Annotated in this window: 22 protein-coding genes and 2 pseudogenes; 12 read left to right on the plus strand and 12 right to left on the minus strand. The window is 66.0% G+C overall.

What is annotated here, in order from left to right; genetic code table 11:
• The first annotated feature begins 8 nt into the window (after window positions 1–8).
• Window positions 9–1,118, plus strand: coding sequence for an alkene reductase (locus RS901_RS14620; RefSeq protein ID WP_316149505.1), 1,110 nt, complete (start codon window positions 9–11; stop codon window positions 1,116–1,118).
• A 107-nt stretch (window positions 1,119–1,225) separates the two neighbouring features.
• Here RS901_RS14620 and RS901_RS14625 read toward each other — a convergent pair whose 3' ends face one another.
• Window positions 1,226–1,609 (minus strand): hypothetical protein, encoded by a 384-nt coding sequence (locus RS901_RS14625; RefSeq protein ID WP_316149506.1) that lies wholly within the window; start codon window positions 1,607–1,609, stop codon window positions 1,226–1,228.
• Window positions 1,610–1,970: 361 nt separating this feature from the next.
• Here RS901_RS14625 and RS901_RS14630 point away from each other — a divergent pair, with 361 nt between their 5' ends.
• Both RS901_RS14630 and RS901_RS14635 read left to right on the plus strand, forming a co-directional pair.
• On the plus strand, window positions 1,971–3,176 hold the full coding sequence (locus tag RS901_RS14630; protein ID WP_316149508.1) for a M48 family metalloprotease: 1,206 nt from the start codon (window positions 1,971–1,973) through the stop codon (window positions 3,174–3,176).
• A complete protein-coding gene (locus tag RS901_RS14635; RefSeq protein ID WP_410054118.1) occupies window positions 3,173–8,695 on the plus strand; it encodes an AAA domain-containing protein in 5,523 nt (1,840 codons plus the stop codon). Before RS901_RS14630 ends, RS901_RS14635 begins: the two co-directional genes overlap by 4 nt.
• A 25-nt stretch (window positions 8,696–8,720) precedes the next feature.
• Here RS901_RS14635 and tolA read toward each other — a convergent pair whose 3' ends face one another.
• The 5 genes and pseudogenes from tolA to RS901_RS38840 form a co-directional block, all read right to left on the minus strand.
• Complete coding sequence (tolA, locus tag RS901_RS14640; RefSeq protein WP_316149510.1) at window positions 8,721–9,473, minus strand: cell envelope integrity protein TolA; 753 nt, start codon at window positions 9,471–9,473, stop codon at window positions 8,721–8,723.
• Between the two features lie 41 nt (window positions 9,474–9,514).
• The gene (locus RS901_RS14645) at window positions 9,515–10,039 is read right to left on the minus strand and encodes a hypothetical protein (RefSeq protein WP_316149511.1); all 525 of its coding nucleotides are present in this window, start codon (window positions 10,037–10,039) and stop codon (window positions 9,515–9,517) included.
• Between the two features lie 168 nt (window positions 10,040–10,207).
• Window positions 10,208–10,576, minus strand: coding sequence for a VOC family protein (locus tag RS901_RS14650; protein WP_316149513.1), 369 nt, complete (start codon window positions 10,574–10,576; stop codon window positions 10,208–10,210).
• Window positions 10,577–10,733: 157 nt separating this feature from the next.
• Complete coding sequence (locus tag RS901_RS38835) at window positions 10,734–11,066, minus strand: CoA transferase (protein WP_410054175.1); 333 nt, start codon at window positions 11,064–11,066, stop codon at window positions 10,734–10,736.
• Window positions 11,040–11,231 (minus strand): annotated as a pseudogene (locus tag RS901_RS38840) (acyl-CoA dehydrogenase family protein); the annotation flags it as partial. The pseudogene RS901_RS38840 and the gene RS901_RS38835, both read right to left, overlap by 27 nt.
• A 375-nt stretch (window positions 11,232–11,606) precedes the next feature.
• Between RS901_RS38840 and RS901_RS14660 the strand changes: the two are divergent.
• The 4 genes from RS901_RS14660 to RS901_RS14675 all read left to right on the plus strand — a co-directional run bounded on the left by RS901_RS14660 (window position 11,607) and on the right by RS901_RS14675 (window position 16,380).
• Window positions 11,607–13,199 (plus strand): aspartate:alanine exchanger family transporter, encoded by a 1,593-nt coding sequence (locus tag RS901_RS14660; protein WP_316149514.1) that lies wholly within the window; start codon window positions 11,607–11,609, stop codon window positions 13,197–13,199.
• A gap of 52 nt (window positions 13,200–13,251) precedes the next feature.
• A complete protein-coding gene (locus tag RS901_RS14665; RefSeq protein WP_316149517.1) occupies window positions 13,252–14,247 on the plus strand; it encodes a 2-hydroxyacid dehydrogenase in 996 nt (331 codons plus the stop codon).
• Window positions 14,248–14,853: 606 nt separating this feature from the next.
• Window positions 14,854–16,083, plus strand: a complete 1,230-nt coding sequence (locus tag RS901_RS14670; RefSeq protein WP_316149395.1) for an ISAzo13 family transposase — start codon at window positions 14,854–14,856, stop codon at window positions 16,081–16,083.
• A gap of 33 nt (window positions 16,084–16,116) precedes the next feature.
• Entirely contained in the window at window positions 16,117–16,380 is a 264-nt protein-coding gene (locus tag RS901_RS14675) for a hypothetical protein (RefSeq protein WP_316149519.1), read from the plus strand.
• 701 nt (window positions 16,381–17,081) lie between these two features.
• Here RS901_RS14675 and phnE read toward each other — a convergent pair.
• The 5 genes from phnE to senB all read right to left on the minus strand — a co-directional run bounded on the left by phnE (window position 17,082) and on the right by senB (window position 21,571).
• A complete protein-coding gene (gene phnE / locus RS901_RS14680) occupies window positions 17,082–17,879 on the minus strand; it encodes a phosphonate ABC transporter, permease protein PhnE (RefSeq protein WP_114132384.1) in 798 nt (265 codons plus the stop codon).
• A 3-nt stretch (window positions 17,880–17,882) separates the two neighbouring features.
• Window positions 17,883–18,704: a PhnE/PtxC family ABC transporter permease gene (locus RS901_RS14685; protein WP_316149522.1), complete on the minus strand. Its 822-nt coding sequence runs from the start codon at window positions 18,702–18,704 to the stop codon at window positions 17,883–17,885.
• The gene (locus tag RS901_RS14690) at window positions 18,701–19,528 is read right to left on the minus strand and encodes a phosphonate ABC transporter ATP-binding protein (protein ID WP_316149524.1); all 828 of its coding nucleotides are present in this window, start codon (window positions 19,526–19,528) and stop codon (window positions 18,701–18,703) included. Before RS901_RS14690 ends, RS901_RS14685 begins: the two co-directional genes overlap by 4 nt.
• The gene (locus RS901_RS14695; RefSeq protein WP_316149526.1) at window positions 19,525–20,388 is read right to left on the minus strand and encodes a putative selenate ABC transporter substrate-binding protein; all 864 of its coding nucleotides are present in this window, start codon (window positions 20,386–20,388) and stop codon (window positions 19,525–19,527) included. The genes RS901_RS14690 and RS901_RS14695 overlap by 4 nt, the downstream gene beginning before the upstream one ends.
• Before the next feature lie 169 nt (window positions 20,389–20,557).
• The gene (gene senB, locus RS901_RS14700) at window positions 20,558–21,571 is read right to left on the minus strand and encodes a selenoneine biosynthesis selenosugar synthase SenB (protein ID WP_316153515.1); all 1,014 of its coding nucleotides are present in this window, start codon (window positions 21,569–21,571) and stop codon (window positions 20,558–20,560) included.
• Between senB and senA the strand changes: the two genes are divergently transcribed.
• The 4 genes and pseudogenes from senA to RS901_RS14720 all read left to right on the plus strand — a co-directional run.
• Window positions 21,570–22,769 (plus strand): selenoneine synthase SenA, encoded by a 1,200-nt coding sequence (gene senA, locus RS901_RS14705; RefSeq protein WP_316149528.1) that lies wholly within the window; start codon window positions 21,570–21,572, stop codon window positions 22,767–22,769. The genes senB and senA overlap by 2 nt on opposite strands.
• The gene (locus RS901_RS14710; RefSeq protein WP_316149530.1) at window positions 22,766–23,251 is read left to right on the plus strand and encodes a DUF3574 domain-containing protein; all 486 of its coding nucleotides are present in this window, start codon (window positions 22,766–22,768) and stop codon (window positions 23,249–23,251) included. Before senA ends, RS901_RS14710 begins: the two co-directional genes overlap by 4 nt.
• Before the next feature lie 218 nt (window positions 23,252–23,469).
• Complete coding sequence (locus RS901_RS14715; protein ID WP_316149532.1) at window positions 23,470–23,988, plus strand: hypothetical protein; 519 nt, start codon at window positions 23,470–23,472, stop codon at window positions 23,986–23,988.
• A 60-nt stretch (window positions 23,989–24,048) separates the two neighbouring features.
• Window positions 24,049–24,309 (plus strand): annotated as a pseudogene (locus tag RS901_RS14720) (IS5/IS1182 family transposase); the annotation flags it as partial.
• A gap of 397 nt (window positions 24,310–24,706) precedes the next feature.
• Here the strand turns inward: RS901_RS14720 and RS901_RS14725 are convergent.
• Window positions 24,707–25,510: a hypothetical protein gene (locus RS901_RS14725; RefSeq protein ID WP_316149534.1), complete on the minus strand. Its 804-nt coding sequence runs from the start codon at window positions 25,508–25,510 to the stop codon at window positions 24,707–24,709.
• A gap of 513 nt (window positions 25,511–26,023) precedes the next feature.
• On the opposite strand from RS901_RS14725, the gene RS901_RS14730 reads away from it, so the two are divergent.
• Window positions 26,024–26,617, plus strand: coding sequence for a short chain dehydrogenase (locus tag RS901_RS14730; RefSeq protein WP_316149535.1), 594 nt, complete (start codon window positions 26,024–26,026; stop codon window positions 26,615–26,617).
• The last annotated feature ends 31 nt before the right edge of the window (window positions 26,618–26,648 follow it).

The raw sequence follows: 26,648 nt of genomic DNA on the forward strand, positions 1-26,648 counted from the left end.
AGTGATTCATGGGTGTACAGAACGAAGCCTTCCTCGCCGACGCGCTGTTCCAGCCGATCAAGCTGGGCAAGCTCGAACTTGCCAACCGCATGGCCATGGCGCCGCTCACGCGCAGCCGGGCCGACGACAACCTGGTGCCGACCGACATGGTGGTCGAGTACTACAGCCAGCGCGCCAGCGTGGGCCTGATCATCGCTGAAGCCACGCAGGTCTCAACCACTGCCCAGGGCTACACCAATACGCCGGGCATCTACACCCCCGAGCAGATCGCTGCCTGGAAGAAGGTGACCGACGCGGTCCACGCGAAGGGCGGCAGGATCTTCCTGCAGATCTGGCACACCGGGCGCATGTCGCACACGCACTTCCAGCCGGACAACCAGCCCCCGGTCGCACCGTCGGCCATCGCCGCCAATGCCAAGACCTACATCAACGGCAAAGGCTACGTCGAATGCTCGGTCCCGCGTGAGCTTGAGGCTGCGGAGATCGCTGGCATCGTGGACGACTTCCGCATCGCTGCGGCCAACGCCGTTCGGGCTGGCTTCGACGGCGTCGAAGTCCATGGTGCGCACGGCTACCTGCTTGACGCTTTCCTGCGCGACGGCACCAACAAGCGCACCGACGCGTATGGCGGCAGCATCGAAAACCGCGCGCGCTTCCTGCTTGAAGTCATGGCTGCCGTGGTCAAAGAGATCGGTGCAGACCGGGTCGGCGTTCGCCTGGCACCGGTGTCGCCCGTCAACGACGCGCTTGAGAGCAATCCGCAGCCGCTATTCGAACATGTCGTGCGTGAACTGGAGAAGCTGCACCCGGTGTATATCCACGTCGTGGAAGGCCACACCGGCGGCCCGCGCGACAACGCGCCTTTCGATTATGAAGCGCTGCACCGCCTGTACACCGGCGTATGGATGGTCAACAACGGCTACTCCAAGGAGATGGCCGAAGAGGCGATTCGTCGTGGCAGTGCCGACATGGTCTCGTTCGGCCGCAAGATGATCACCAATCCTGACCTGCCGCGCCGCTTCCGCGAAAACAAGCCGCTGAACCGTCCCTTTGAAGACGCTTCGCTGTACGGCGGCAATGGTGCGCACGGCTACGTCGACTACCCGGAACTGGGCTGACGCCAGCAAAAAAGCGCCCTTTGGAGCCGGGAGAAATACGTTCCAAAGGGCGCACAAGCGCGTTTGAAGATGGCGGCCTGCCTGAGGCAGGCTAGCTGTGCACGGGCTTATGCCAGGGCGCCGTCGGTATAGACGTCGAACTTGCGCGCGGGGTCGGCTGAAGGACCGCTGCGGTCCATGCCGGCCAGGGCGCCGTCAGTGTAGATGTCGAATTTGCGGGCAGGATCGGCCGACACGCCACCGCGGTCCAGGCCGGAAACGGACTGCTCGTTGACGGCTGGAGCCTCAACGCGGGTACCGTCGATGAAAACGTCGAAGCGGCTGGCCCGCGCACCGTCGCTATAGACGTCGCGCATGTCGACGCGGAAGGTGTAGCCGGACTTGTCGCCGGCAGGAGCGCTGTCGCGGGCGGCGGCATGCGCAATGCCGACCGTGCAGGCGGCTGCAATCGCGGCGGTGGCGAAGATCGTGTTGGCGAGCTGGCGAATCATGGCGGTACTCCGATTTGCGGTAAGAAGGGCAGAACGCTGTGGGCGTCCTCTCGCTTATACGCAGAAGCTGTGCCACCGGATGCGGACCGACAAAAATGGAGCCGCAGCCCCGTCATCAGCGGATTCCGCCCGGTTGGCCGCGTAATTGTTGGGCAGAAACAGACTTGCGGCGTATCAGCCGCCCACCCAAACCAACAGCTGCAGCCGTCAGCCGCTTCCCGCGCCGGAATCCCCGCCTCCGACTAGTCCCGACAGCATCAGGCTGGCCATGCCAATGCGGGCATTGCCCGCGCCGATGGACGGCGCCTGCGTCATGTTCCCCCTGTAGAATCGGCCTCCACGCAACCCTGGAACGTCCCGCATGGACTCTCACGCCCCGGATCGCGGCGCGCTGGTGCCGCTGGCCTATCACGCAACGGTAGTCGACTACCTGCGCCGCCATGAGCCCGAGGTCTGGCGCTGGGCCGGCGCCCGCGCGACCGGCGCCGATCAACGCGAGGCACTGCGCTCGATGCTGCTGCGCGACACCTACCGCATCGAGGCGGACGCGCATGCCGACGTGCACGCGGCGCTGGCCGAGGCGATGGCGCGGCTCGGCATCGACGCGCCCGCGACGCTCTACCAGTCCCCGGGCCAGGACATGAACGCCTCGCTGGTCTACGTGCCCGGCGAGGTCCACATCGTCCTGCAGGGGCCGCTGCTGGAGCGGCTGTCGCCGCCGGAGCTGCTGGCGGTGTTCGGCCACGAGCTGGCCCACTACCTGCTGTGGTCGCGCGACGAGGGCCAGTTCCTGGTGGCCGACCGCATCCTGAACGACGCGCTGGCCGCGCCCGGCGCCAGCGCCAGCCATCGCGAGACCTGGCGCCGCTACGCGCTGCACACCGAACTGTTTGCCGACCGCGGCGGCGCCGTGGCCGCGGGCGCGGTGGCGCCGGCCGTGTCGACGCTGGTCAAGGTGCAGACCGGCATCGGCAGCGTGGACGCGGCCGCCTATCTGCGCCAGGCGGCCGAGATCGAATCCCACGAGGCGGGCGCAAGCGCCGCCCACAGCCATCCCGAGACCTTTATCCGGGCGCGCGCGCTGGCGCTGTGGTGGGAAGGCGCGGCCGATCTCGATCCATGGATCGAAACCCGGCTGCACGGCCCGCTGGCGCTGGAGAAGCTGGACCTGCCGGGACAGGTCCGGCTGCAGGCGCTGACGCGCGGCTTCCTGGCACACTTCCTCGCCGGCACGGCGCTGGCGAGCGAGGCAGTGCTCGCGCAGGTGCGGATGATGTTCCCCGACTGGCGCGACGACGAACCGGCGACCGGCCCCGAGGGGTTGGGGCCGGACGTGGCCGACGACAGCGTGCGCGGCTACCTCAACGCACTGATGATGGACCTGGCGCTCGCCGACCCCGACCAGCACGACGCGGCGCTGCTGCACGCCGCCCAGGTGGCGCAGGCGCTGGGCAGCCTGGACGCGCTGCAAGGCAACCTGCGCCGCGACGCCGGCTTCGGCAAGCGCGAGCTGGACCGCTTCCAGCGCCAACTCCACCGCGAACTGGCCAGGGAGGGCCGGGCATGACTGACAGCACGACCCACGGCACCAATACCATTCCGGATATGACCCGCAGCGGGGGGGCGCGCACGCTGCGCGCCCTGGTCGACGCGCAGGCGGGCGCGGCGCTGCCCACCGACGACGTCCTGGTGCTGGTGCTGCCGCTGTTCGCGCACGTCGCCGCGCTGCACGCGCAGGGCAGGGTGGCAGCGCTCGATCCCGACAGCATCCTGGTGGACGAGGACGGCAGGCTGCGCCTGCGCCGGCCCGATGGCGAAGCTCCGGTCATGGACATCGGCGCGGTGCATCGCGTGCAGCCGCATCCGGCCTCGGGCCTGAACATCGTCGGCGCGCTGCAGCTCGGCCACGCCGATGACGGACAGCGTGACCAGGCCGACCTGGCGCTGCAGCTTGACGCTACGGCGCCGGTCGAACGCCCGGTCTATCTACGCGGCCCGGCCAGCTGGGAACGCCTGCTTGGCCACCACGACGAGATCGGCGACGTGTTCCTGCTCGGCATGGTGCTCGCGAGCCTGGCCTGCGGCCTGGACTTTGCCGATGAGGACGACCTGCGCACTTTCGTCGCGCAGCGCCGCAACCTGTTCCTGCTGCACGAGCGCCTGCATCCGATCGTCGCCGCGGTGATCGTCGAGATGACCGAGATCAACCGCCACGACCGCGCCACCGATGTCGCCGCGCTGGCGACCCGGCTGCGCACGTGGCGCGAGCAGCCGCCGGGCCTGGACGTGGAGCGTGTGCTGGCCGGCACGACGGGTGCCACGCCGCGCCGCGCCGCCGTGCTCACGCACCTGCGCGACCGCCTGTTCGATCTCTCGCGGCGCAACCGCCTGCTGCACTTCCGCCCGACCGCGGCCAGCGTCAACGTCACCGTGGCCAGCGTGCCGCTGATGCTGCAGATCGAAAGCGTGCGGCCCGAGCACATCTGCACCTGGGGCGGACCGTTCGCCGCCGACCTGGTGGCGGGCAAACCGGTGTCGCTGCAGCGCTGGCTGCGCTTCGACGACCAGCCCTACCTGCCGGCGTCGCTGGACCGCCTGATCGCCGAGACCCGCCGCGACCGCGCCGAATACGGCTTCAGCAACCTGCGCCTGGTGGTGGCGTTCCTGCGCTGGCACAACCTGAAGGAGGCCCCGGACGAGCGCATCGTGACGCCGCTGCTGTGGCTGCCGGTGGAGCTGGTCAAACGCAAGGGCGTGCGCGACCAGTACGTGATCCAGTGCGCGGGCGGCGAGGCCGAGTTCAACCCGGTGCTGCGCCACTACCTGCACCAGCTGTACGACATCCGGCTGGACGAGACCGTGGATCTCGACAAGACCTCGATCGAGGAGATCCATGCCGGCATCCTCGCGCAGATTCGCCGCTCCGAGCCCTCGGTCGAGCTGCGCCTGGTCGACAAGGCCGCGGTGCGGCTGGTGCGGCAGAAGGCGCTGCAGCGGATGCAGCAGTTCCAGCGCCGCAGGCCGGGCACGGCCGCCGTGCGCAGCGGCGGCTGGCTGCCGCCGTACAGCTATGCGCAGGACGACTACCGGCCGCTGGGGCGCGCGCTGTTCGAGCATTGGGTGCGGCCGAGCGAGCTGCCGCAGCGCTTCGAAGCGGGCGCCGCACCCGCCGCCGGACCGCGCCAGCCCCACATGAGCAGCCCCGCCGCCGCGCAAAGCGAAGAGCGCCAGGGCTACGTGCTGGAGGAGTCCGAAGGCCACCGTTATGCCTGGGACCTGGACCTGACGCAGGTGACGCTCGCCAACTTCAACTACCGCAAGATGTCGCTGGTGCGCGACTACGCTCAGTTGCTGGACGAGCCCGGCGCCAATCCGGCGTTCGACCGCGTATTCTCGATCGATCCGCGCGACGTGGAGACCCAGGCGCCCGCGCCGCTCGCACCGGCGCAGCAGTGGAACGTGGTGGCAGCCGACGCGACCCAGAACGCCGCGGTTGGCCTGGCGCGCAGCCAGCGCAGCTTTATCATCCAGGGCCCGCCGGGCACGGGCAAGTCGCAGACCATCACCAACCTGATCGCCGACTACGCCGGCCGCGGCAAGCGCGTGCTGTTCGTCTGCGAAAAGCGCGCCGCGCTCGACGTGGTGTTCCATCGGCTCAAGCAAAGCGGGCTGGACTCGCTGTGCTGCCTGATCCACGACTCGCAGACCGACAAGAAGGCCTTCATCGCCGACCTGCGCGCCTGCTACGAGCAGTGGATCGCGCAGCCGCATGACGGCGACGCGCTGGCTGCGCGCCGCGCGCAGGTGGCACAGGCGCTGGCCGCGCACCAGCAGCGTATCGACGCGTTCGAGGTCGCGATGGCAGCAGTGCCGGAGGCACTCGGCGACAGCGTGCGTGCGCTGCTGCGCCGCGTGGCGGCGCTGCCGGCCGTGCCGGACGCGGGGCCTGCGCTGCGCGAGCGCCTGCCGGCGCTGGCCGCTTGGGACCGTCAGCGCGATCTCGCGCACCGCGTGCACCGCGCGATGCGCGAGCGCTTCGGTCTCGACAGCCTGGCCGCGCATCCGTTCGCGCGCCTGTCCCCGCAACTGCTGGCCGACGAGCGCGCCTATGGCCGCGCCGAGCAGCTGTGCCATGACGCCGAGGCGCTGTTCGATGCGCTCGGCCCGCTGCTGGACAGCACCGCAAGCCTTACCAGCCAGGACACCGCGCTGGAACAGGCACGCGCGATTGCCGCCGACAGCCAGTGGCTGCTCGACACGGGCCTGGCCGCACACCTGGACCTGCTCGATCCGGCCTCGCCGGCGCAAGGCGCGCTGCGCGAGGTGCGCGCGGACCTGGAGCGGCGCGCGCAGGCACTCGCCGATGCGCAGGCCGCAACCTCGAACTGGCAAGACAAGCTGAGCGCCGGCGATACCGAATCGGCGCTGGCGCTCGCGCGGCGGCTGGAGCCGTCGTTCGCGCGCTGGCTACAGCCCGCATGGTGGCGGCTGCGCGGCGAACTGAAGCGCCGCTATGACTTCGGCAAGCACGCCGTCCATCCGGGCTACGGCAAGGTGCTGGAAGCGCTGGCCGCCGAGCACGCCGCTAGCGCCGCGCTGGCAGCGGCCGATGCCGACAGCCGCCGCCGCTACGGCGTGAGCGAGATGCAGGCCTTTCTGCGCGCGCTCGGCGAACTCGAGCGGCGCCTGCAGTCGGGCGCAGGCCCGCGCGAGCTGGTCGCGCACCTGCGCCAGGCCGTCGACCCGGTCGCCGCGGCGCGCGCCGAAGCCGGTGCGCGCGAGGCGCTGGAGAGGCTCGCGCAGCGTGTGCGCGACGGGCTGGCGCTGGCCGCCGACGCACGCCTCGGCGATATCGCCGAACTGCTGCGCGATCTGCGCGAGGCACTCGATGACCTGCCAGACCTGTTGCCGCTGTTGCGCGCGGTGCACGCGGGTGACCCCGCCTGCGCCGCCACGCTGCAGTGGCTCGACCATGCACCGGCACAGCTCGAAGCGCTGGTGGCTGACGAGGCGCTGCGCCGTCTCGCGCGTGAGAACCCGGTGCTGGCGCGCTTTGGCGGCGCGGCGCTGGCGCAGGCTGCGCGCGCCGTGGCGCAAGGGCAGCGCGAACTGCTCGCGCTGAACGCGCAAGTGGTGCGCGCCACGCGGCACAAGCAGTTCGCCGAGAACGTACGCGTGTCCTCGCTGTCGGCCACGATGCTGGACGCCGACGGCAAGGCGTTCAAGAAGCAATACGCAACGGGCCGCCGCGAGCTGGAGCACGAGTTCGGCAAGAGCATGCGCCACCGTTCGATCCGCGATCTCTCCGACGACGAGACCGGCATCGTCATCAACGACCTGAAGCCGATCTGGCTGATGAGCCCGCTGTCGGTATCCGACACGCTGCCGCTGTCGCCGGACCTGTTCGACGTGGTGATCTTCGATGAGGCCAGCCAGATCCCGACCGAGGAGGCCGTGCCCGCACTGAGCCGCGCGCGCCAGGTGGTGGTGGTCGGCGACGAGATGCAGCTGCCGCCGACAAGCTTCTTCACGGCCGGCGGCGCCGAGGGCGATGACGAGATCGTGGTGGAAGAGGAGGGCGACCGCATCGCCATCAACCTCGATTCGGACAGCCTGCTGAACCAGGCCGCGCGCAACCTGCCTGCCACGCTGCTGGCGTGGCACTACCGCAGCCGGCACGAATCGCTGATCAGCTTTTCCAACGCGGCGTTCTACGACGGGCGGCTGGTCACCATTCCCGACCGGTTGCTGGAGCAGGCCGAGGACGAGGCGCCTGCGCTGCGCTCGGACCAGGAGGATGCCGGCATCGCGGGCGCCGACGCGCTGCTGGCGCGGCCGGTCAGCTTCCACCGGCTGGCAGACGGCGTCTACGCCGACCGCCGCAATGCGCCCGAGGCGGGCTACATTGCCCGGACCGTGCGCGAACTGTTGCGCCGCGAGACCGGGCTGAGCCTGGGCATCGTGGCGTTTTCCGAGGCGCAGCAGGGCGCCATCGAGTCCGCGCTCGAGGCGCTGGCCGCCGAGGACGCGGACTTCGCAATGCGCCTCGAACGCGAGTACGTGCGCGAGGACGACGACCAGTTCAACGGTTTGTTCGTCAAGAACCTGGAGAACGTGCAGGGCGACGAGCGCGACGTCATCATCCTGAGCATCTGCTACGCGCCCGGGCCGGACGGCAAGATGCTGATGAACTTCGGCCCGATCAACCAGCGCGGCGGCGAGAAGCGCCTGAACGTGATCTTCAGCCGCGCGCGCCACCGGATGGCGGTGGTGTCGACGATCCAGGCCGAGGCGATCACCAATGTGCACAACGACGGCGCGGCCGCACTGCGCGCGTTCCTGCAGTTCGCGCAGGCCAGCGCGCGCGGCCAGTTCGAGCGCGCCCAGTCGGTGCTGGGCGCACTGAACCCCGGCGCGCGCGACGCCTTTACGCGCGAACCCACGCCAGACAGCATCCGCGATGCACTGGCCGAGGCGCTGCGTGCGCGCGGCCACCAGGTGCACGCCAACGTCGGCCGCTCGCAGTTCCGCTGCGACCTGGCCATCGCCGATCCGTCGGGACAAGGCTACGCGCTGGCAATCCTGCTCGATGCGCCGTCCGAGGCGGTGTCGGACACCGCCGAGCGCTATGTATTCCGCCCCGGCATCCTGCGCAGCTTCGGCTGGCGGGTACTGGACATCCCCGGCAGGGACTGGCTCGACGATGCGGAAGCGGTGCTGGCCCGCATCGAGGCCATGCTGGCCGATGGCGAGGATCGCGCGCTGGACGTGGAGGTCGAGATCCCGGTGCCGTTGGCGAAGCCGGCCGCGGTGCAGGATGCCGCGTCAACGGCCGAGGCCCCGACGGACGCGGCGACGGCATCGGCTGCGCAAGCGGAACTGGTGCGGACGCTGCGCTTCGAGCAGGGCACGTCGCGCAAGTTCTGGCGTGCCAGCGTGCGCGGGGCGGAGCTCTCCGTCACCTATGGCCGCATCGGCAGCACAGGGCAGACCAGCGTAAAGGCGTTCGACAGCGCCGAGCGGGCGCGGCGCGAAGCGGACAAGCTGGTGGCGGAGAAACTGCGCAAGGGCTATGTGGAGGTGTAGCGCCTGGACAGGGCGGCCGGCGGTACTAGCCGCCCTCGTCCTTGGGCCAGAAGGTGATGAGGATATTGGAGGGCGCGACGCCGTTCTCGTCGCGCGGCAGCGGGTCGGACCGCTGCACCGCGCGCAGCACGGCGTTGTCCCAGGCCGCATTGCCGCTTGACCTGGCGAGCCGCGCCGACAGCACTGAGCCATCCGGCGCCATGGCCACGGCCACCACCGCCGCCGGATTGCCGCTGACGTCTTCATTGAAGATGATGTTCGGCTTGACCCGCTGCCGGACCCGCTCGGCATAACCGGACGAAGGCTTCGTGCCGGAGCCGGAGCCGGCCCGCGTGCCCGTATTGCCCGCCTGCGCCCGCAACCGCGCCAGTTCGCCCTGGCGCTGGGCATTGTCGGACTGGCGCTGCGCTTCCATCGCCTTGCGCTGCGCCTCCTTGCGGGCGGCTTCGGCACGGGCCTGGCTCTCGCGCTGCCGCGCTTGTGCTTCGTCGCGCGCGGCCTGCTGGGCCTTGCGCTGCCTTTCCTGCAGCGAGATGTCGGCCTCTTCCTCTTCGACCGGCTTCGGGCTTGGCACCGGCGTGATTGCAGGCGCTGGCGTTGCGGCTTCCGGGATCGCGTCCCACAGTTCGGCCGCGACACCCTCCGGCGCCGCGCTGCGCCAGCGCACGCCGTAATAGAGCAGGACACCCAGCAGCACGTGCATGAACAAGGCCAGCAGGAAGCACGCCAAGGTGCCCCGTTCAGGCGCTGGCTGATAGGGATAGGCGACGGTCTGCATGGATCACGCGCCTTGCCGCTGCTCGTTTTGCGCTTCCTCTCCTAGGTACCGCCAGTTCCGCCGGCGGACGCATCCGCGTTCCTCTCCAGTTTCAGGTACGAGTCAGCCGCGACCAGGCCGAACACGATGTGGGCAATGGCGGTCACCCAGCCTCGCGCTTCAGCAAACCATGGGAAGGCTGCAGTCATGCCGTGGAAATTGACCAGGTACAGGACCGGGCCGAACAGCGCGCCCACCACCGAGGCCATGCCGACGCTCGAATCAAAACGGAACGGCGCCATGATCGTTGCCAGGATTACCGCAAACACGACAGAGAGTACGAAGTGGACCACCACGGCCGCTACCAGCACGCTCATCTGGAAGGTGGCAGCTTGCGCCAGCACATCCGGGCCCAGCATGATGGCCGCGATCATGGTCAGCGGCTTCCAGACGCTGGCCCCCATCAACATGGCCGCGAGCAAGTCGAGCACCAGGAATACCACCCCGGCGACGAGGCCCGCCAGCGCCGCCGCACGCCAGTCCGGCCACCGCTGCGTGTAGCGATGCGATTGCATATGAAGTTCCATGACATCCTCCTTTGATGCGGCAGAAACCAGAGCCGCTTTCCGAGGCGCAACTTCATTCTATGGGGTGCAACCGCATCAACCAAGCGCAGTCAACGCTGCAAAACCTCGAGCGGGCGTGGCAGGGCGCCAGTGTCTCGTCAAAGGCTCACGGCAGCGGGTGCTTGCATCCTAGCCCTTAGTGAAGATCTCCAGAAAGTGCTTGCTCGGATCCTCGAAGTAGATCCGGCGGCCGCCGTCGTCCGTGTTGACCTCGCCGGGGCGGCGGCGGTACGGGTCCGCCCAGTACGTCAGGTTGCGCGCGCGGATGCGGGCAAAGCCCTGATCGAATTCGGCGTCGCTGACCAGGAAGGCATAGTGCTGCAGGGCAACATCGCCTTCCGCGTCCATGAAGTCCAGGGTCACGTCATTGTCCAGCCGGACGCCGAGAAACGGCCCGAACGGCTCGGCCGGGGGACGTCCGAGGATCTCGCAGAGGAAGTCGGCGGAGACCTTCTTGTCATGAGAAAAGACGATGGTGTGGTTGAGCTGGATGGCCATGTCGCAATCTCCGCGAAGGATATGGGCAAGGAACGGCGAGCAAGCCGGCCGTTACGCAGAGCTACTACACAAGTAAATCAAATTTTTCTCGAATGCGGGCCCTGGTTGGCGCTAGCGAATGGCGCCCGCACCATGCATTGCGTCAATTTCGCTCTTCTCATAGCCGCGCGCCAGCAGGATCTCTTCGGTGTGCTCGCCCAGCATCGGGGCGCGCTGGCGGATGCTGCCGGGCGTGCTGCTGAGCTTGATCGGCACCCCGGCGATCTTGACCGGCACGGCCGAGCCCGGCTGCTCCACCGGCGATGGAGACGTAGCCATCGCGCGCGCGGAACACGCCGAACGGGCAAAGCAGCGGGTGGCGGTTGCCCTCTGGCGCGGGAACCGTGCCGGTGTAGGAGGTCTGGTAGACGATGCGCTCGCACATGGCCAGCACCGCGTCGGACATGGCCACGTCGACAAACTGGCCTTCGCCGGTGACGCGCTCGGACATCTCGCTGGCGAAGAGCTTCACCATCGAGGCTTCGGTGTCGGTGCGCGCGCCTTCGTCGATCTTCTCGCACACGGCGTAGAGCAGGGCGCGCGACGCCTCGATCTGCGTGGCCATGTCCGCCAGCTTGAAGCGGATCGCCTGGAAGTCGCCGATGGGCGTGCCGAACCGGAAGTGAGGCCGGCGCTGCCGTAAGGTGGAGATAGGGCTTGGCAGAAGACTGGTGTTTAGCGGTACCAACCGCCCGCGTCCCGCCGCAGGCTGACGGAGGGCCGATTGCAGGTTTGGCAGAGTTGGGAAGTTTGGTAGCCCCGCTGCCGCGCCGCTTCAATTCTTGAATTCGTGCGGCGCATCGTATATTTTCGAGGGGCATTCCGGTGGTTGCCGCCGTGCCGGCCGGTGCCTGTCACGATGATCGGATTCACACAAGCCACACTCGAGCCCAGAACAAGGGCTGTCAACCCCGTCCGCGCAGTGCGCGCGTGACCCTGCGCAGTTGCTTATCGCTGCCCCCTTGCTCCTGTCCATCAGAAAGGAGCTGCCATGGATGCAGTCCGGACATTGCTCGAAACCCAGCCGCTGCTCACGCTGTTCCTCACGGTTGCACTGGGCTATGTCTTCGGCGAGATCAATATCAAGGGCGTGTCGCTCGGTTCGGGCGCGGTGCTGTTCGTGGGGCTGGCGATCGGCGGGTTCGCGCCGAAGTCCGCGCCGCCTGCCATCCTTGGCACCCTAGGGCTGCTGCTCTTTCTCTATGGCATTGGGATCCAGTACGGGGAGCAGTTTTTTAAGGGTCTGACCAGCCCCGATGGCATCAAGGCCAACGCCGCTGCGGTCCTTGGCGTGGTTGGCTCCGGACTGGTCGCGGTTGCGTTGGTGCCGCTGGTCGGCGTGAAGCTCGACGAGTCGCTGGGCATGTTCGCCGGCGCGGGCACCAGCACGGCAAGCCTGCAGGCCGCGATGGCGGCGATGAAGAGCGACGGCGCCGCGGTGGGGTACAGCGTCGCGTACCCGGTCGGCGTGGCAGGGCCGATCCTGTTTCTGTATGCCCTCACCGCGCTGCTCAAGCCGAAGATCGTGCGGCCGCCACCAAAGCTGATCGAGACCGCCGAGATTGCGCTGACAAACCCGGTGTTTATCGGCGCGCGGCTGTCGGAGGTGGTAGCGCGCCTACCGGACGGGGTGGCGATTGCCGCCGTGCGTCGCGCCCACCACAACCACCCGTCCGCCGACGACCTGGTCCTGCAGGCCAACGACGTGCTGCTCGCGACCGCCACCGACCCGGCCGTGCTGCGTGAAGCCACCTCGCTGTGCGGGGAACTGCAGCCGGGCCGCATGACAAGCCATCGCGAAGACCTGGACTATATGCGCGTGTTCGCCTCAAGCCGGCTCGTGGTCGGGCACACGCTGCGCGATATCCGTTTTCCCGAAGGCATGGTCTGCTCGATCGCCCATGTGCGGCGCGGCGATGCGGACCTGATGCCCCGCGATGACCTCACCCTCGAGTTCGGTGACCGTGTCGGCCTGCTGGTCAATCGCGCCCACATGAAGCCGATTCGCGCGCTGTTCGGCGACTCCATCAAGGGCACCGCCGAGCTGAGCTTTATCTCGATCGGCATCGGTGCGGCCCTCGGGCTGCTGGTGGGGCTGATCCCGGTGCCGATTCCCGGCGTCGGCACGCTGGCGCTGGGGCTAGCGGCGCTGCTGCTGGTCGCCCTCGCGCTCGGCCGGGTGCGCCGTCTCGGACCGTTTGTCTGGACCATGCCGCTGTCGGCCAACCTGGTTCTGCGCAACTTCGGGCTGACCATCTTCCTCGCACAGGTGGGCATTGCATCCGGGCCGAAGTTCTTCGCCACCATCGGCGTGACCGGGGTGTCCTTCCTGATCCATGGCGTGGTGATTCTGCTTGCCCTGCTGCTGATTACTGCGATTTTCTGCCTCTGGGTCTTCAGGCTGCCGTTCGACCTGGCGGTGGGCGTGATCTGCGGCGCGACAGGCAATCCCGCCATCCTTGCCTTTGCCAACCGCGTCGCGCCCACCGACCGGCCCGACCTCGGCTACTCGATGATCTTCCCGTCGATGACCATCGTGAAAATCCTGTTCGTACAGGTCGCCGCCGCACTGGCTGGCGGATAGTGCAGCGCAACCTGGGCGAAGCGCGCCATGCGATTCGCCGCGGAGACACATCATGGAAATCGCCGTCTTCAGCGCAAAGTCCTATGATCGTCAACATCTCGATGCCGCGAATGCGGCGGAAGGCCATCAGCTCAAGTACTTCGAAGTTCCCTTGGACAGTGAAACGGTGGGCCTCGCCGCGGGCCACGGCGCAGTGTGCATCTTCGTCAATGACCGGGCCGATGCGACCGTGCTGGAAGCGCTCGGACGCGGCGGCACCAAGCTGGTCGCGCTGCGCTGCACGGGGTTCAACAACGTCGACCTGAAAGCCGCGCAGACGCTCGGGATCAAGGTAGTGCGCGTTGTCGACTACTCGCCCAACTCGGTCGCCGAGCACGCGGCGGCCCTGCTGATGGCGGTCAACCGCAAGATCCACCGGGCCTACAACCGCACGCGGGACTTCAATTTCTCGCTCGAAGGCCTGATGGGCTTCGACCTGTGCGGCAAGACCGTGGCCGTGATCGGCACCGGCAAGATCGGGCGCGTGTTTGCGAAAATCATGGTCGGGTTCGGTTGCAACGTAATCGGCTACGACAAGTACCCGTCCCCGGAATTCGAGGCCCTTGGTGGACGCTACGCGTACGAGGGAGAAATCGGCGCAAGCGCGGACTGCATCTCGCTGCACTGCCCGCTCACGCCCGAGACCCATCACATCATCAACGCCGAAACGCTGTCGCGCGCCAAGCCGGGGGCCTTGCTCATCAACACTAGCCGCGGCGGGCTGATCGACACGGAAGCAGTCATCGAAGCGCTCAGGAGCGGGCAACTCGGCGGGCTGGCGATCGACGTGTACGAGCAGGAGGCGGACCTGTTCTTCCGCGACCTGTCCGGCACCATCGTCGACGACTCCGTGCTGCAGCAGCTAATCACGTTTCCTAACGTGATCGTGACCGGGCACCAAGCCTTCCTCACGCGCGAGGCCGTGACGACCATTTGCGAAACAACCTTGCGCAGCGTGACGGAGTTCGAAAGCGGCAAGCCCCTCACGAACGAAGTCGGCGCCAGTTGAACACGGCTGCCGGCCTCATGTCGCGCCCCGCTAATGGCTTGAACCGCTCCCCGAAAAGCCCGCCGCCCAATCCACGACCACGCACACTCGAGACGCCAGTTGCCGGGGGGACGAATACAGCGCCACCGGCAAATCTGGCCACCGCCACGGCGCCAGCAACTGCGACCAGACGGCCAGCACGGATCGTGCGGCGTGCCGTGCGCGGCTAGCTTGTCGGGACTGGCACACAGCACCGGACCTAACATCCGGGCGACGACGCGCCGCGGAGAGAGGCCTACCATTCGTGGCGCAGATACGACGGTGGGGCAACCGGATTTTCATGGAAATACGGGAAACCCACCCGCAACCATCGCTTTGTTCCTACACTCAATGCGTTAGAGCATTCTGGAGAGCTACGTGTTAATCCCAAGAAAAATTCTTTCTGTCTGCGTGGTGACAATGCTGGCGTCCGCATGCTCGACCACGCCCATACCGGCGGGTGAGGCGACGCCGGTACCCTCAGAGAGACTTAGCGGTTTGCAAAGCCCGCCACCCGGCGAGTTTGCGACGTTAGGACCCTAGCAAAAATAACTTGAACAGTTGTCCTCGCGTCTATACGATGCGCACATGGATATCAGCGAGGCAGTCGAAGCGAAGTTTCGGGCCCTGCAGGCGCGCCTTGATGAGGCGACGTTGCGCCTATGGGCCGCCGCCGAAGCGCGCAGCCTGGGGCGTGGGGGCGTGAGTCTGGTGGCCAAAGCGATAGGCATCTCGCGCACCACGATCTATGCGGGACTGGCCGAACTCGAAGCGGCCGGTGGAGCGACGCGGGACATGACGGCCAAGCGCATTCGTGCCCCGGGAGGCGGGCGCAAGAGGCTAACTGAGCTCGATGCGAGGTTGTTGGAGCACCTGGATGCACTGGTGGAGCCGACCAGCCGGGGTGACCCGATGTCAGCACTACGATGGACGTGCAAGAGCACCACCCGTCTGGCCGAAGAGCTCAACCGGCTGGGGCATCGCGTGAGTCAGCGCACGATCTGCGATCTGCTGACGCAGACGGGCTACAGCTTGCAATCGGTGCGCAAGACACGCGAAGGCGCGCAGCACCCCGACCGCGACGCGCAGTTCCACTACATCGCCGACAAGGTGGCGCAGTATCAGCGCCAGCGTCAGCCGGTCATCTCGGTGGACACGAAAAAGAAGGAGCTGATCGGCGATTTCAAGAACGCTGGCCGCGAATGGCAGCCCAAGGGCCAACCCGAGCAGGCGCGTGTGCACGATTTCATCGACGATGAACTGGGCAAGGTTGCCCCGTATGGCGTCTATGATGTGACGGCCAACGAGGGCTGGGTCAGCGTGGGCATCAACCACGACACCGCCGAGTTCGCGGTTCAAAGCATCCGTCGCTGGTGGCTGGAGATGGGCCGTCCGTTGTATCCGAAAGCCAGGCGACTGCTGGTCACCGCCGACTGCGGTGGCAGCAACGGGTATCGTGTGCGGCTGTGGCGGGTGCAGTTGCAGCGACTGGCCGACGAACTCGGTTTCGCTGTGCAGGTGTGCCACTTTCCGCCGGGTACGAGCAAGTGGAACAAGATCGAGCATCGCCTGTTCTGCCATATCACGAACAACTGGCGCGGCCGACCGCTGTTGACGCGTCAGGTGGTAGTGAACCTCATCGGCAGCGTGAGTACCGCTGAAGGGCTGAAAGTGCGTGCGGAACTGGACGAGAACATGTACGACGCAGGTATCAAGGTCAGCGACGCCGAACTCGCTGCCGTGGCCATTGAGCGCGACGAATTTCATGGCGAGTGGAACTACCGCATCAAACCTCGAACATCTCGTCGCAAGACGTAATTGTTCAAGTTATTTTTGCTAGGATCCTTAGTCGTGACCCGAGATCAAGGGTTTTACGGCAGCGCTTGCGATACAGTCCTATCAGTTGAAGGGAAGGAAGTGGGGCGACTCAGATCGGGTGAAGTAGCTCGGTTCTACGCCAAGCCGGGGACGATCATTGTTGGCGCTCAGACTTCGGCAATGTGTCTCGGTGGGTTGAAGGAGAGGGAGGTAAAGCTCAATCCAGCCTCGACGATCCGTTATCGCATTTCGATCGATTCGAGCGGCGGCTTGGATCTGTCGCCGACCGCATTCTGACGGGAAAGTCTCTTCACGGCACGACGAACTCTGTAGCGCTGACGGATCCCTCGGTGGCGAACGGACGCGCGGGCGACCGGTTTGGCACCCGCTTCGTCGGCGTCGGCAATGAAGATACTGCTGAGGCAGTCGCCGCTCTCGCGTGGCATGTCCTCGCGGAGGGGCCGTCGCAGCAGGCCGCAGTACATCCCCACAACGCCGCATGTGGCATCTATTTCGAGCGCGATGGCGAGTTGGAGGTAACGCCTGCTCCGCGCCTCGACGGGCAGGTGCGCATGCCTGGCCCCGCGCCCCGGCGGGGCGAGCACACAGCGCAAGGCAAGTGCTGGCCGCGGTGGCGCATGGGTCGATATGAACGCGCGCCTGAGCTTCGGGAGTGTTAAGAACCTTGGGGTTCGGCTTCAGCCATCCGTCCTAACCGGTCGAGGAACTCAACCACTTCAGCGGGCATCGCCTCTCCTGGGTGTTGCATTCGCCCCAATCGGTGATGGTCTCAACGCGAATGATGACTTTCATCCCGGACCTCGGCAGGCGATAAGTGGCTCAAGGCGTAGAAGCTCGTCAGACACAACGCCGAGGTGGGGGCACGGCTGACACTGGCGCTGGCACACGTGGGGCGCGGGGCGGGCGCAGCGTAACCGCTTGGGAAAGAAAGGCCTTGTCTCCCTTCGGTATGCCACGCCTTTTCCTAGCCACGGGGGTCAAGCGTGAACCATGACCCAATCGCGGCGCATGAATGCGCTCGCCGCGTCGACCAGTGCCGCAAGGACGAGCATGGCGATGATGACGGTGCAGGCCTGCGCCAGATGAAAGAGGGAGAGTTCGAAGTACAGCATCTGCCCAAGCCCGCCAGCGCCGACGAAGCCGAGGATCGCCGCCATGCGGATATTTGTCTCCCATCGATACAGGGTGTAAGCCAGGAACTGCGGTTGGACGCAGGGGAGCGTGCCATACAGGAAGGCCAGGGCGGGGGACGCCCCGGTTGCCAGCAGCGACTGTGCCGGCGCGGCCGGCGCATTCTCCAGTGCTTCGGCGAACAGGCGGCCAAGCACGCCGGCGGTGTGCAAGGCCAGGGCAAGGGTGCCGGCAAATGGTCCGAGGCCCACGGCCAGCACGGTGAGGACCGCCCACACCAGCTCGGGCACCGAGCGCAACAGGTTCAGCACCAGCCGCGACAGCGCCTTCAGCGCAGCGCCATGACGGCCGGAGGCAGGTAACGCCAGGATCAGGCCAAGCACCGCCGCGCACAAGGTGCCAACGGCAGACATTGCGAGCGTTTCGAGCATGCCCCTGGCTGTCCTGGCAAGAAAGCCGGCCGACAGGTCGGGGGGAAAGAAGGACTGCAGGAAGCGCAGCATCTCGCCGGCCGCGTCCATGGAGAAGAGCCGGCCAAGATTGAGCGAGAGATAGGCGAAACTGGCCGACACCACCGCTGCCACGGCGATCAGGGTGAGCAGGCAGCTCATGCAGAGCTGGGCGGCCTTGGTCTTGTTTGCCATGATTTACGCCAGCAGTTTGCGCAGCCGGGCGCTGATCGCGTCCGCCAGCAGGACCAGCAGCAGGAAGACAAGCAGGATCGTCGCGGCTTCACCGCCATTGAGCAGTTTCATCGCCTGGTCCATCAATTGGCCGAGGCCACCGGCGCCGACGAAGCCCATCACCACCGAGGCCCGGATCGCGCACTCCCAGCGATAGACCGTGTAGGAAACCAGCTCCTGCGCCGCATTCGGCAGCAGCCCATAGAGCAGCGCCACCAGGCGCCCGCTACCGCCGGCGAGCAGCGCGTCCACCGCGCGCCGGTCGCTGGACTCGAGGATTTCCGCATAGACCTTCGTCAGCATGCCGCCATAGGTGATGGCAAGTGCCAACACGCCAGCCGCAGGCCCCAGTCCCAGGGCGCGCACGAAGAGCAGGGCCCAGACCAGCTCGGGCACCCCGCGCAGAAGGAGCACAAGGGCGCGCACGCCGACGCGCAAAGCCATGCGCGGCTTGCGGGCGGGGCCAGGTCCGATGCGGGAGATCGACAGGCTGTTCGTCATCGCTACGGCAAGCGGCGTGGCAACGACGAAGGCGAGGGCAATTCCCGCCGTGGCGATCGCCAGTGTCTCCAGCGTGGCCTTGACCACGTAGCCGAGAAACTCGGCCGAAACCTCAGGGGGAAGAAAGCTGCGCAAAAAGCGCCCCATCACCTTCAGGTTTCCGGCTTCGAACAGCGCCGACGGACTGAACTGGGAAAGCCTTAGCAAGGGCCACAGCAGAAGCAGCGCAACGACCAGGCCGCTCGCCCGGCGCAGCGCCTGCGGATCGCGCGGGTGGGCGGTCATCGGCACGCCGATTTGGGCCGGTCGCCGCCAGCCGATAAGGCAGCCATGCGCAGCGGCTCGCGGCCGTGCACCGGCGGCGACTCGCTTTCGGAGGCATAAAGCTCTCGCAGCAGGACATCGGTGACGCGTTCGGCCGGCAGGTCGAAGGCGATCGCGCCAGACCTGAGCCCCACGATACGGGGAAACCAGCGCAAGGCCAGATCTACCGCGTGCAGGCTGGCGACCAGGGTCGCTGTCCGCGTCGCCGCTTCCTTGCACAGCTCGCCCAGTGTGAGGTTGGCCAGCACAGGGTCCATCGCCGAGACGGGCTCGTCCGCCAGGATCAACTCGGGGCGCTGGTATAGCACGCGAGCGACGCCTACCCGCTGGAGCTGGCCCCCGGACAGTTGATCGCAACGGTCGAACAGGCGGTCGGCCAGATCGAGGCGGGCGAGCTGTTCGGTGGCGCCGGCGAGGTCAGCCGGGTAGGCCAGGGACAGCATCGACTTCCATGCTGGCCAGACGCCCAGGCGGCCGGCCAGGATAGCGGTGACGACGCGCTGCCGTGGTGGCATTGGCGGCGCCTGGTGCACCATGCCGATAGTGCAGCGCAAGCGCCGCAGGCGTCCGGCGGAGAGCGCCCAGGGGCTTTGCTCCAGCAACTCGACGCGGCCCTCGCTTGGCCGCAGCGCTGTTGCCAGCAAACGCAGCAAGGTGGTCTTGCCGGCTCCCGATGGGCCGATGATGGCGATGCGTTCGCCGCGGCCCCCAGCGAGCGTCAGTTGGCTGAGCGCACACTGTCCGTTGGGATAGCGGATGCTGGCGGTCTCGATGCGGAAGCTCACTTGATCAGGCCCGCGCCACGTGCCGCAGCCTCGATGCCCGCGTAGTTCTCCGGCCGGGTGGTGATGAATTTGGACGTCCGCTGCAATGCCATGATCTCCCGCTGTTCGGGGTTGCTCGGGTCAAGCCGGAGGAAGGCCTCGGTCAGCTTCTTGCGCAGGGCCGGATCGAGACCGCCGCGTACGGTCCAGTTGTAGTCGTAATAGGGCGGCGTGACGGCGAACACCCTGACCTTGTCGGTATCAACCTTTTTCTGCTCCACCAGCTTGTCCCAGACCGAGGCGTTGAGGACGCCGGCGTCGGCCCGGCCGGCCTGGACGAAGGCGACCGTCGCATCGTGAGCGCCTGAATAGGCTATGGTCTTGAAGTCCTTGTCCGGATCGATGCCGGCCTGCAGCAGGAAATGCCGCGGCATCAGGTGGCCGGAAGTCGAAGACGGCGAACCGAAGGCGAAGGTGCGGCCCTTCAGGTCCGCCAGGGATTTGATCGTCTTGTCGGCGGTGATGAATTTACTGGTGAAGGCGGCATCTTCCTGCCGCTGGACGATAGGGATGGTCGCCCCATTCGTGCGGATCTTGCTCTGCACGTAGGTGAAACCGCCCAGCCAGGCCATGTCGATCTTGCCCGTTGCCAGCGACTCCACCACGGCAGCGTAGTCCGTGACCGGCACGAACTCCACCTTCATGCCAGTTTCCTTTTCCAGGTATTTGCCCAGCGGCGCGAACTTGCGCTGCAATTCGGTCGGTGCCTCATCGGGGATGGCCGACACCTTGAGCACCGGCTGGGCGCTGGCAAAACCGGCCACGCCCAGCAGGCCAAGGATGGAAAGGCGCTTCAGGGTGCGCAAGAGAATAGGGAGCATAGTGGGGAAGGATTCAGGGTTGGCACGGCAATGGTGGGGACGGGCGGCCGTCGCTGGTCTCAATGCCTACCAGCGGCGCGGGCCCGGAAGTACTTCGAATTGCCTCGAATTCTTGAGGATCTCCGACAGCACACCGGGAGTCCGCATCTTCCGCCATTCGTTTTCCGGTTCACGGCGGGGATGCGGCTTGTGCTTGTTTCAGGGCGTCGGCGACAAGTTTAATCACTTCCGCCCGTTCCCGCGCCGGTGCGAACAGCGGCGCCCGGCGCGCAACTTGCTCCCGCAGGCGGGCCAGAAGAGCGCCATCCCGGCTGACCCGCTCGACCAGCAGCGCCAGTTGCCGGGCGTCGCCCGCGGGGAAATAACCCTCATAGTCGGAGCCCAGCATGCCGATATTGCCCGGGATGCGGCTGGCCAGCACCGGCACACCGCTGCTCACGGCCTCGACGATGACGTTGGCGCCGCCTTCCATCACGCTCGAGATCACCATCGCCTGCGCTTGCCGGATGCGCCGGCGCGTCTCCGCGTGCGGCAGGCTGGCCAGCCAGACGTAGCGCTGCACCGCCGGCCAGGCACGCGCTTGCAGTGCCTGCGCCGCTTGCAGGTACGCATCGTCAAGGGCGCCGCCTATGTGGATGAGCCGCACGCTCGAATCGTCGGGGAGCAGTTCCAGCGCCCGCATGGGGGTCAGAGGGTCCTTTTCCGCCCGCATGTGGCCCACCAGTACGATATCGAAGGTGCCACCACCGGGTGTACCCGGCGCACATGCCGGAGCCGACTGGTAAATCACACGGCACTTGGCGCGGTGCCGGGGAGACAGTTCGGCTGGCCCTTCGTCCTGCAGCACCACCAGGTGGGTGGCGAGCTCGAGGGAGCGCCGGGCGGATTCGTTGCAGTGGATGTCGCGATAGAGGTCGGTCCCGGTCAGCACGGCTACTAGCGGACGATCCGGGCAGGCTGCGGCAAACCTTGCGATACTGTCTGCCGACCGCCGGGCGTGCAAGGCGATCATGCAGTCGGGCAGGGCGCCGCGCTCGCCGTCCGACGGCCACTCCGCTTTCAGCAGGACTTCGTAGTCGGCGCGCAAGAAGCGGGACCAGCGGCTGGCGGTTTGCCAGTTGCCGTTATTGGCTTTCCGGAGTGCCGGACTGATAATTGCCACTGTGGCCTTTGGAGGGTGCATGGCGATGAGCGCTGAAGGGCTTGCTGCGAGAAGGATAAACAAGTTCGGGCTGGATGAGGCGTTCGTCGAAGCGCATCGACGCACGTGGGCCATCCTGCAGGATTTGTCGCCGTCCCAATGGCGGGTTCGCTACGATCCGGGCATCAACCCGCCATTGTGGGAGTATGCCCATATCGCCTGGTTTACGGAGCACTGGATACTGCGCGATCCGCGCGCCGACCAGGAGGGGCGCTTCGCCGCCAGTCTCCCGTCCTTGCTGGCCGACGCGGATCGCTGGTTCGATTCCATGCGCGTTGCCCACCAGGACCGCTGGCATCTGGACCTGCCTCAGCTCGCAGAGATACGCGCCTACGTGGGTGCGGTGCAGGAAGGCGTGCGCAACCGGCTTGCCGGAACTGACGACACCGACGAGGCGCTCTATTTTTTCCGTCTCGCCTTGTTTCACGAAGACATGCACGCCGAGGCGCTGACCTACATGCGCCAGACGCTTGACTATCCGCTGCATGCTCCGCTTGCGATGCCTTCGCTCGCGCCCGGCGGCGGCGATGTGGCGATCGCCGACGATTCATTTCTGATGGGAGCATCGGGAGACGGCGGATTCGTGTTTGACAATGAGAAGTGGGCCCACGCAGTCCGCATCGCCCCGGCTCGTATCGACCGCCAATGCGTCAGCAACGCGGCATTCGCCGAGTTCATTGCCGCGGGCGGCTATCGCGATCGGCGCTGGTGGTCGGATGAAGGGATGGCCTGGCTGCAGCAGAGCGGGCTGGCGCATCCGGCCCGGTGGCGCCAGGCGGCGCGCGACGTGCCGGGGCAATGGGAATTGCGCTGGTTCGGGCAGTGGGGGCCGCTTCCCCTCGACCTGCCGGTCTGCCATGTCAACGCCTATGAAGCGCAGGCCTATTGCCGGTGGGCCGGCAAGCGTCTGCCCACGGAAGCCGAATGGGAGTATGCGGCGAGCCGCGGCCTGATCCAGTGGGGTGGGGCGGTGTGGGAATGGACGGCCGGTGCTTTTCTGCCTTATGCGGGCTTCTCGGCAGACCCCTACCAGGAGTACTCCGCGCCCTGGTTCGGCACGCATCGCGCGGTTCGCGGCGGCTCGTTCGCCACGCATGCCCGCATGCGGCATCCCCGCTACCGGAATTTCTACCTGCCGCACCGCAGCGACATGTTCGTCGGATTCCGGTGCTGCGTTTGACGGGCATTTTGAGCGTGGTCGCGAAATCCCCCGCAACGATGCAGGATCGGCTCCTGCCTCCGCGCGGCTTCCGAGATGCCGTCGCTGTTGCGCTGCCGTTGGCGCTGACGTTCGCCTTGTCCGGCTGCGCAGTCGTATCCGGCCCCATGTGCGCGGCCGGCGAGGAGCGCGCGGTTAGCGAGCTGATGTACTTTGGCATGGCGAAGCCTGATGGGGTGGTGTCGGCATCCGAATGGGACGCCTTCCTGCAAGGCTCGGTGGCTCCGCGCTTTGCACAAGGTTTCACTGCCTGGCCTGCTTCAGGACAATGGCGCGGCGCCAATGGCGGCGTGGTGCGCGAGGCCTCATACGTCCTCAGTCTGGTGTACCCCGCGGACGAGCGCAGCGAAGCCGAGGCGCGAGCAATCGTCAACGAGTACAAGACCCGCTTTCAGCAGGAAGCAGTGCTCCGGGTTCGCAGCCAGGTGTGTGTGTCGTTCTAGCACAGCGCGCCAGTAGCCGGCGCAAGCGGCTTTGCGACTGCGGTGGCTCATATCACTCGGTACGAGATGCGGGTTTGGACCCGTCCAAGGATTATCGTAACGGGTTGGAATATTCGGCCGGGCCCGCGTGTTTACCAAGCAGTGCAGGCACGGGTCCCTGCATGGCGTGCACTATGCCGAATGGAATCGCGCCCGCCGCCCCTTACCGGAGATCGATCATGCGCCATCGCCTGTCCGCCTGGCTGGCCGCCGCTGCGGCAACCCTGCTTTGCGCCTGTGCCACCCTCCAGCCTGTGGAGACCGCCCGGAAGATGTTCGGCAGCCCGCAGAGCGCCGTACGCGACACCTTTGGCGCCCCCTCCGAGACCTACCAGCTCGCCGACGGCACCAGCCGATGGATCTACTCGAAGCAGCCGCTCGGCTTCGAAGTTTACGCGGCGGACTTCGACGCAAGCGGCAAGCTGGCCAATTTCCGCCAGATGCTGACCGAAAAGGAGATCTATGAGGCCCGCCCTGGCGTCTGGACCAAGCAGGACGTTGCCGAGCGCTTCGGCCGGCCCCGCGAGCCGATCGAGTACTACCCCATGATGAAACGCGAGGCCTGGTCCTATCGGCTCTACGCGGGCGCCTACCAGCCGGCGCACTTCAGCGCCTACTTTGACGAGCGCGGCGTGCTGGATCGCACCATGATCATTGTCGACCCGCTCGGCGGCGACGCGCGCGACGGCAGCAAGTAGGCGCTGCCAGTCCCTTTCCAAAATGTCCTCTGCCGCCGGAGCTGAACGGCCGGATCGGCCTGGCAAACGGTGTACTGGTGGTTTCGCCGACTGATGCGCCGGTTCCTGTTCCAGACGCTTTATGGCGTTGTGCTGATGCTCAATGGGGAGTTGGAAGGCAGGCAGCCTTGCCTAAGCGCGGGCGTGGTGGATAGCCAGTCGGTGAAAGCGCCAGCGGCGAAAGAGCGTGGCTACGACGCGGGAAGTCTCACGTTGATGGATAAAGCCGCGATGCTCGACTTCGTCGTGCAGGTGGTGCGCCGCCACGAGGGTCAGGTTGGTGGGTCTTCCGCACTTTGTGTGACGAGGGCGCACTGCCTGCAGTGAGGTCTGAGGCCGGACAGTCAGTGCTCTTCTTCGGCCTATCGATGAAGATGGAAAACAAAAGGCACCGCCGAAAGCGGGCTAGGGGAACGGGTCGACCACCTGCCTTTTCGTTTGTTCGCTTGTTCGTTTGCACGCATTAGAGCCTTGACTGCGGTCGCCGACGCGCTACGGTTGAAAACGGTGTTACTTCTTCAAAAACACTAAGACGCCGTTAATAATGAGGGGGAAACCGGGGGGCGGCTGGGCCGGGTGCGCTGTGGCATCTGGGCTGGCGACGGCGATGGCATCGTCCCAATTTCTTTCCTGGCGGGCCGGCTCCAGGCGCTTCTTTTCGAGGCACCGGTGGAGCGCGTTATGAAACGCCAAATATCCATCCTTCGAGTGCTGCAAGTTCGCGTTCCTCGACTGTCAACGGCGGATTCAGGTAGCGCTCGATTGCCCCCCTGGCGACCGCTTCTCTGAGCCAGCGTGCCACCGCGTACGCATCATGCTCGTCAGCAGTTCTAGCAGCACGCGGGTATCGCTTCCGAAGCATGGGCGCGCATACCTCGACAATGACCGAACGCCTGTCGTGGGGCAGTTGCCAGCCATCAAACGGCCAGACATGGATAAGGCTTTGAGCCTGTTCTCGCACATGCCGAAGCCAGGGAATGCCGGCGTGCGTTGCTATGGCATTGGAACCATGCATGTCGAACTGGAAGACCCCTTTGGACCCTGATGTCCAGCACTCGCAAAGTCGGAGTTCCTCCGAGCTACCATGTTGCCAATCGTACAGCCGGCCGCTACCACTGCATCGGCTGCTATTGATGGCTGGCTCTTGGGGACAAAGGGCATCCTCTCTCGCCCGCCGCTCACAGAAGTCATCTAGGAACTGCGGCCAACTGCTGATGTGATTTCGGTCGAGATACGATTTGGGAAAGGAGAAAGCGTGGTCAATGCCGACCAGGAGCTTCTGTCCAGACGCCACGCACTCAATGAGCCATTTCGCGACGGCGCGGCGAGACCAGCTTCCGCAATTACCGTGAGCGCCGTCTGAGTTATGTATAGCCTTGGGCTCTTGTCCGGCCCCGGCAGCGAATACTTGAAGGCCTCGAAGCGGACTGTCTGGCGTCTCGGCGCCCGAGTAGTCGATTCCGACAAAGAGGTCGAAGCTCATGGTGCAAATGCTCGTTACCGAAGGGCGCTCGTTTCCCTTCCTGCACCGATATTTACCCGTGATTTGAGAGCGTCTGCAATTGCTGAATGCGAAGCCTTTGTGGGGCAAGACACATTTCCCGGCTGAGCTGGCGGTGTCTAGACTGCATCGCCGACCGTGTGAATTCGGATAGCGATGAGCAAGATGTACAGTCAATAGCACTTCCTAGGCTTGGCACTAGGCTCTCCACTGCTCGCTACCGGCTGTGCAGGCCCTGTCCGGCACACGCCGCACTTGCCGCTCGGTTTGTCGATGGATACGGCGGGCGTACCGCTGGTGCGCAAGACTTTTCGGATGCGGCTCGGAACCGCTTGTGCGGTGGCCCCTTCCTTGCAACCTGATGCGCAAGCACCGACCTTCCGCACGCAACCGTACCAAGGCGTATGCTATTCGCAAGGCGACTTCATCTCTTGAAGGCGGGCTGGGTACTGAGGGCCATTCAATACCACCCACCATCTGTTATCAGGGGGGCGTATGCGCGTACTTGTCATTGGAGCCACCGGGCTCCTTGGAAAAGAAATTATGGCCTTGTTGTCGGGAGAGCATGACTTGATAGGAGCCAGTCGTAGCTCTCCGGTTTCAGTGGACATCTCTGACAAGCAGTCGATTCTGGCGATGTACAAACAAGTGGGCACGGTCGACGCCGTGGTCTGTGTAGGAGGCACCGCGAAATTCGCCCCATTGGACGATTTGACCGATGATGATTTCGCGTTCAGCCTGGCCAATAAGCTGATGGGGCAGGTCAATCTTGTCCGGTATGGAGTTCCGTACATCACGCAGGGCGGGTCGGTCACGCTTACCAGCGGGACCCTCGCGCAGCATCCAATTCCGGGTGGTGCAGCGGTAGGCACCGTGAACGCCGGCATCGAGGCGTTCGGGCGGGGAGCTGCGCTCGAATTGCAGGGCAGGATTCGCGTCAATGTCGTCAGCCCCGGATGGGTGTGGGAAACGCTCGAAGCGATGGGACGTGACCCGGCCAAGGGCGTTCGGGCGGCGGTGGTCGCACAGGTCTACCAGAAATGCATTATGGAAGACATTTCTGGGCAGGTAGTGTCAGTTACCCACTGAATCACATTGTCCGCACTCCGCTGGCAAAGCG

This window comes from Cupriavidus sp. BIC8F (assembly GCF_032465815.1).
In the GTDB taxonomy this organism is placed as follows: domain Bacteria; phylum Pseudomonadota; class Gammaproteobacteria; order Burkholderiales; family Burkholderiaceae; genus Cupriavidus; species Cupriavidus necator.